This window comes from Kaarinaea lacus (genome assembly GCF_975902315.1).
Genome location: NZ_CDLKIE010000515.1, coordinates 1 through 5,787 on the forward strand (window position 1 = coordinate 1; position 5,787 = coordinate 5,787).

A 5,787-nucleotide genomic window follows, 5' to 3' on the forward strand; every position below is an offset into this window, starting at 1 on the left:
TATCGTCGTTAATCAGACCGTTGCCACGCAAATGGGGTATTAAAATGGAATGCAGGTAATCTAACAGAATTCTGTTTTCTGTCATAAGGCGCTCAAGCTGGGTAAACTCGCTGGCGCTAAATGCATTTACATAAAATCCTTTTGATACAAAAAACAGGAACAGGATGATTAATGGAGCATAGACAAAAATCCAGAACCAGAACCTGAGTTCCCTGGGTTTATCCAGGTTGTGAAACAATGTTGATTCTATGATTAATATAAACAATACCATCAATATTCCGTTTTCTTTGCTGAAAACGGACAATAATCCAAATACTGCGACACCTGATGACATTAAGAGCAGGGCTTTTGTCCGGTTGGCATTGAACATAGTTCTGCCGTAGCAGTAACATAAGATTCCGGCAAGGCTGAATAATGTCGCCAGTTGCGCCATGCGCTGTATTACATAGAGTGTCGTGGAAACATTGAATGGGTGAAGCATCCACAAAGCACCGGTTAACAATGCGACGAATGTGGCGTAGTTGTTATTGTTTTTTATCGCCAGTGTTAAACGGTAGCTAAGTAAGATTACCAGCATACCGCACATTACATGAATCATCAGGTTTGTGTATTTGAAGGATTCCGGTGAGCCGGGCCAGAACTGGTCATTTAACAAAAATGAAACCATTGATACCGGTCTGCCAGTGGGTCCGGAGTCATTCCCGAAGACGAACGCCAGAAAGGTATCCAGGTTTGATACGCCGCCGTTGTTACCGAGCGGTGCCAGGTTAGGGTAGTCGTCGACCAGAAATATTCCGCCAAGCCCGGGCCAGTATACAAACAGGCAGCATACGAAAATGAAAATAAAACTGGATATAGCTAATAGCGAATGGCGGTTAAATGGTTGGGTGTGAAAGATCATCATCCTGACGAATCTAGTGGTAAGCCTGATATTTTGTGGTTTTAGTTATCTGGAATTTTAATTCTTGAGCCTTAATAAAAAAGAGAAGCCTTCGCTGAAGAAGGCTTCTCTGCTTTCTATGTTATCAAACTATGTATTAATCGTCTGATTACTAGCGGCAGTTAGCTGGCAGGTATTTTGCGTCAGCTGTACTGTCGGTACATACCCAAGCTACACCGTTTGAGCTACCAGTACCTACGAAGATAACATCATCACCATCTGGGCCACCCAGGTTAGCCAATGTGTAAGCAATTGATGCTACACCTGTAGTAGTGGTGAAAGTGATAGCTGAAACGTAATTACTTTGACCAGCGTCAGTGTTAATACCTGCTTGGCTGGTTGTGTCTGGCATAGAGCCAGATGACAAGTAGTACTCAGATGTAGTAGTTTTAGCAGCAGATGCCATAACCATTACTTCTGAAATTTTTGTACGAATCGTGTAGTCCTGATAAGCAGGAATAGCGATTGCAGCCAGGATACCGATGATCGCAACAACGATCATGAGTTCGATTAATGTAAAACCTTGTTGAACCTTCTTCATAAAACTTGCCTCCGATTAATTAGTTGCAACTTCAATTTGAATTCTTTGATATTTCCTAGACAAGTGTTCAATATCTTCAGGATATCGACTGCCAGTGACCTAGAATTCATCATGACAATTTAAGATAGCAAGCAGTATGCCAATGTTAGAATCTGTCTTTTGCAGGAAGCGGTGATTGAGTAAATTATGCCGTAACTAATTGAATTTAATGATTTATAATGTGGTGTGATTATCGGGCGAATCGCAATTCTAGTAGTACGCGGGCGACGCTACGGCTCTTGGGAGCTGACAGTTTGCGTTAGTGACTGACGCAGATTGTCACATTGAAAGTTACATGTTTTGTACCTGACTGTTGTTATCCGCCGGATTCTGTAAATCACATTTTTCGATAATTATATTCAACGATAATGCGAAATTCTCACGATTGCAGTTACTCCTAAGAGGATAGCTCATTATAGGATGTATAAACATTTCAATTACGATTTTGCCAACTGGTTCGCATTCCTAGCAAGTTAGCAGTAACTACTTTTTGTTACTGAGTAATACCAGTCCCCCGGGCAAGCTTATCAATAGAATAATAAAAAAATACAAAAAGGACAGCGCAATTGCCGCTTGTGTATCAACATTGAAAAGCGTAAACAGTGAAACAATGACTCCCTCTCGAACACCCAAACCTCCTACGGAAATGGGAAGGCTGGTTGCTAGAAACACTGTCGGTATAATAATGAAATAAATAGCGATTGACAGGTCTATATCCAGGCTCATTCCAACCAGGATATAGCTTATTATTATAAAGTACTGAGCCACGATTGAAAAAATCAGCGCAATGAGTATACGAGGACGGCTATGCCTGTATTCATGCAGCGTAGATACCACAGTGAGTATGAAGTCGGTAAATTTACCCTTGTGAAACTTCTGAGAGAGATAATTTGTAAGTCGCGGCATATAGTCAGAGAAAAGGAACAGTAATCCAAACGGCGCCATAATAGCTATCGCAGAAATAAAAAGTTTGGTGTTAGTCGATATAGCAAAAGTTGGTGTAATTGATAATGCGACGAGGCCCATCATCAAAATACTTGTCAGGCCCAGCATTCTGTCCATCAGTGAAGATGAAACCAGAATATGTGTATTGTAACCAAGCTTGCGAAGTCGCAATATGCGAACAACATCTCCACCTATTCCAGTGGGCAGAAAATTGTTGAAAAATAATCCCAGGTAGTAGCTTTTGAAAGTATCACGATATTTGCTGGAGCTATCTCCCGTTTTATACAGGTACCACCAGCGGATGCTGAAGATTATAAATGCTATGGCATGGCTTGCTATAGCAAGTGAATAATAAAACATGTTGGTATTAGATATGGAACTGGTAAGAGAGTCCAGGTCAACCTGGGACAATACCCAGCTTATAAGTATAACGGTAACCAGTACCTTTAGCGCTATTACCACCGGGCGCCGGGGTTCCTGGAGTTTATCCTCTGATTCGATATACATTGGTTGTCATTGCGCCTGGCTAATGCTGGCCAGTAACTCTGTGGCAAAACTGTCGTTGGGTTTCAGGGCAAGTATCCTGTGCGCTAAATTTATTGCCTTGTCTGGATTGTTGGCTTTTAAATGTATTTTTGCGCTCAATTGCAGGCCGCCAATGCTGTTGGGAGATAGCGTTAACAGGTAATCGGTCTTTTCAATTGCGGATTGTAAATTATCGTCCATGTAGTCTATCAGTGCTTTACGCTGAAGAGTAGAGACAGAGTTTGGCATCAATTGAAATGCCTTATTGTACATAAGCTTTGTTTGTGGGAGAAATTTTCGGCTGTAGAAAAGGTCACCAAGTAGCATATAACCTCTGTAAGCTTCAGGATATAAGCTGACAATTTCTCGGAAATAATGAGCTGCGAGTTTGTAGTTGTTGAGTCGTTCATAAGCTTTACCGGTATTTTCCAGTATAAAACTGTTGCCGGGCTGTATTGCCAGTGCTTTTTGAAAATACGCAACCGCCTGGCGGTAATTACCCTCATTTAAATGTACCTGGCCAAGATTACTGTAAGCCCGGTCTGCCGTCCCTGGGTACAACTGTATCGCTTTGTCCCATAGCGTCAGGTCTGATTTCCAGATCTGGTTTTGTTGAAAGGTGAATACGCCAAAAGTAATTGCAATTGCGGTTGTTGCAATTGCGAATGCGGTTTTGGTAAATACCTGTTGTTTGAAGATGTGTATAGCAATAGCGAGACCGCCGCCAAGCACTACAAACATGCTCAATAATGGAAGGTAGGTGTACCGGTCAGCAGCTGCCTGGGATCCAACCTTGACTAAACCGATAACAGGCAGCAAGGTAACGAAAAGAAATAGCGCAGTGATAGTCGGAAAGTAGATCTTTTTTCTCAGCAGGTAAAACAGTACTGCTGAAATTGTGATAATGACAAGCAAAGGAATAAAGCTATAAATGTTTGGCTCGCTGCTCCAGGGGTGAAATGGGTAGAATGGCGACAGACTGGCTGGCCAGACAAATTTATAGATGTAAAGTATAATCGTCATGCAGGCATTAATGATTCGGGAGTCAAGTGTCAGATATTCACTACCTTGAATGCCATGGCGTTGTGTAAACAGGGTTATCATTGATACGCATGCAGACAGCAGGATAAATATCAGTTTGTTCTCGAGTAATGCTTTTACATTCTGTTTGAAGGAAGCTGTTTTACTGATCACCCTTAAAGGGTATATATCAATAAGTACCAGCACTAATGGAAGCGATACTGCCATTGGTTTTGACATTAGTGAGAAGAAACACATCATCGTAGATACGGCCAGCCAGTTTTTACTATTGGTGGTTTTATGTTTTATGTAACTGAGCATGCTCGCCAGAAAAAATAATCCACACAATACCTCTTTTCTTTCTGCGATCCAGGAAACCGATTCAACATGTTGCGGGTGTATTGCGAATAACAGAGCGGTTACTAAACTGGCTATTGACAGGTCGCGACCAGTAATCCGGGAGAATAGTCCATTGTTATTCGAATGATAATTGAGTTGCGCCAGCTGCAAAACTGAAAAAGTCAGATAGTAAACCAGTATGCTGTTTACGATGTGAATGGATACACTTACGAATTTGAAAGCAACAGGATTGTATCCCCAAATCTTAAAATCTAATGCCAACGACAACCAGGTGAGTGGATGCCAGTTCCCAACATCAAAATTTGTGAACATCCAGAAGAGATTTTCGGTAGTGAGACTTTGTATGTGCTTGTTGTTATGAATATATAACATGTCATCCCATTGCAGGAACTGGTGATGGACTATGTCCCAGTACACGGCAACAGTGGCCAGAGTAATCCCCAGGAAACCGAAGACGATTAATTTGTGGGTGTACAGGTAAGCAGAATATTTATTCACGGCAAAATCTGAGTTTAAAATTTGGAGTAGCAGGAAAAAAGCAACATTAACGCTTTAATCGCTATTTAATGCGCCTGGTAGTCTATCCACGAATAGCAAACTATAAGCAACTAGTGTTCCAAGTAGTTGTTAATGAAAAAATTGTTGTTATTACCGCTAATTGGCTCATTGATGGTTTCGCCGATTGATTTTGCTGATCAGCTGTTGCGCAATCTGGTTTGTTGAATCGAGCTGCAGGATTATGCCTGCGATTTCCTCCGCAGATTTGAAGTCATTTTGTGTATAACGTATTTGCGCCTTGATTTGCAGCCCGTCGATATCGCTGGGTCTTAATTGCAAAAGATAATCTATTTTTTGTTCTGCTCGTTTCAGGTCGCCACTCAAAAGGTCTATTAAACTGCTTTTGTATAATGCATTTTCAGAGGAGGGAGAGATTTCGAGTGCTTTTTGAAAGTAAGGGGCTGCTTGCGGATACTTGCCAGTATTAAAATAATAATCACCAAGCACAGTGTAGGGATAATGGATATCAGGTCTTGTTTCGATCATCAATTTATAATATTTCTCCGCATTGGAATGGTCGTTGAGCTTTTCATAGGTGAGGCCCAAATTACGCATTGCTTCAAGACGTGATGAGTCAATCCTGATTGCTTTACTGTAATGCTTAATCGCAGTTCTGAATTGTTTCTCCTCAAATAAAGCATTTCCCAAATTAACATACGCGGTTGCCGCCGATTCCGGATATTTGTCGATTACCTGTTGCCAGACAGTTTTGTCGTTCTGCCATGCCTTGCTATGCTGGTAGCTTGTAAAACTCAGCAACGTGGTAGAAATTGCTGTTACAAAAATAAGAATCACTGTCTGCCACCGCTGCTCTGTTAGCCTGGTGAGTGCGCGAGCAATTGCAAATCCGATTAGCATA

At 41.5% G+C, this 5,787-nt stretch carries 5 protein-coding genes; all 5 read right to left on the reverse strand.

All coding sequences use genetic code 11. The annotated features are described in order from the left end of the window. Positions 1–904 (reverse strand): hypothetical protein (locus tag ACWVCM_RS16025; RefSeq protein WP_455202775.1); only part of this gene is annotated, 904 nt, incomplete at its 3' end. 148 nt (positions 905–1,052) lie between these two features. Beyond that, positions 1,053–1,481, reverse strand: a complete 429-nt coding sequence (locus tag ACWVCM_RS16030) for a pilin (RefSeq protein WP_455202776.1) — start codon at positions 1,479–1,481, stop codon at positions 1,053–1,055. 522 nt (positions 1,482–2,003) lie between these two features. Then, a complete protein-coding gene (locus ACWVCM_RS16035) occupies positions 2,004–2,972 on the reverse strand; it encodes a lysylphosphatidylglycerol synthase transmembrane domain-containing protein (RefSeq protein ID WP_455202777.1) in 969 nt (322 codons plus the stop codon). Positions 2,973–2,978: 6 nt separating this feature from the next. Continuing rightward, positions 2,979–4,868 carry a tetratricopeptide repeat protein gene (locus tag ACWVCM_RS16040; protein WP_455202778.1) on the reverse strand — a complete coding sequence of 630 codons (1,890 nt, stop codon included), beginning with the start codon at positions 4,866–4,868 and terminating at the stop codon, positions 2,979–2,981. A 165-nt stretch (positions 4,869–5,033) separates the two neighbouring features. After that, positions 5,034–5,787, reverse strand: a 754-nt coding sequence (locus ACWVCM_RS16045) for a tetratricopeptide repeat protein (protein ID WP_455202779.1), incomplete at its 5' end; no start/stop codon positions are given.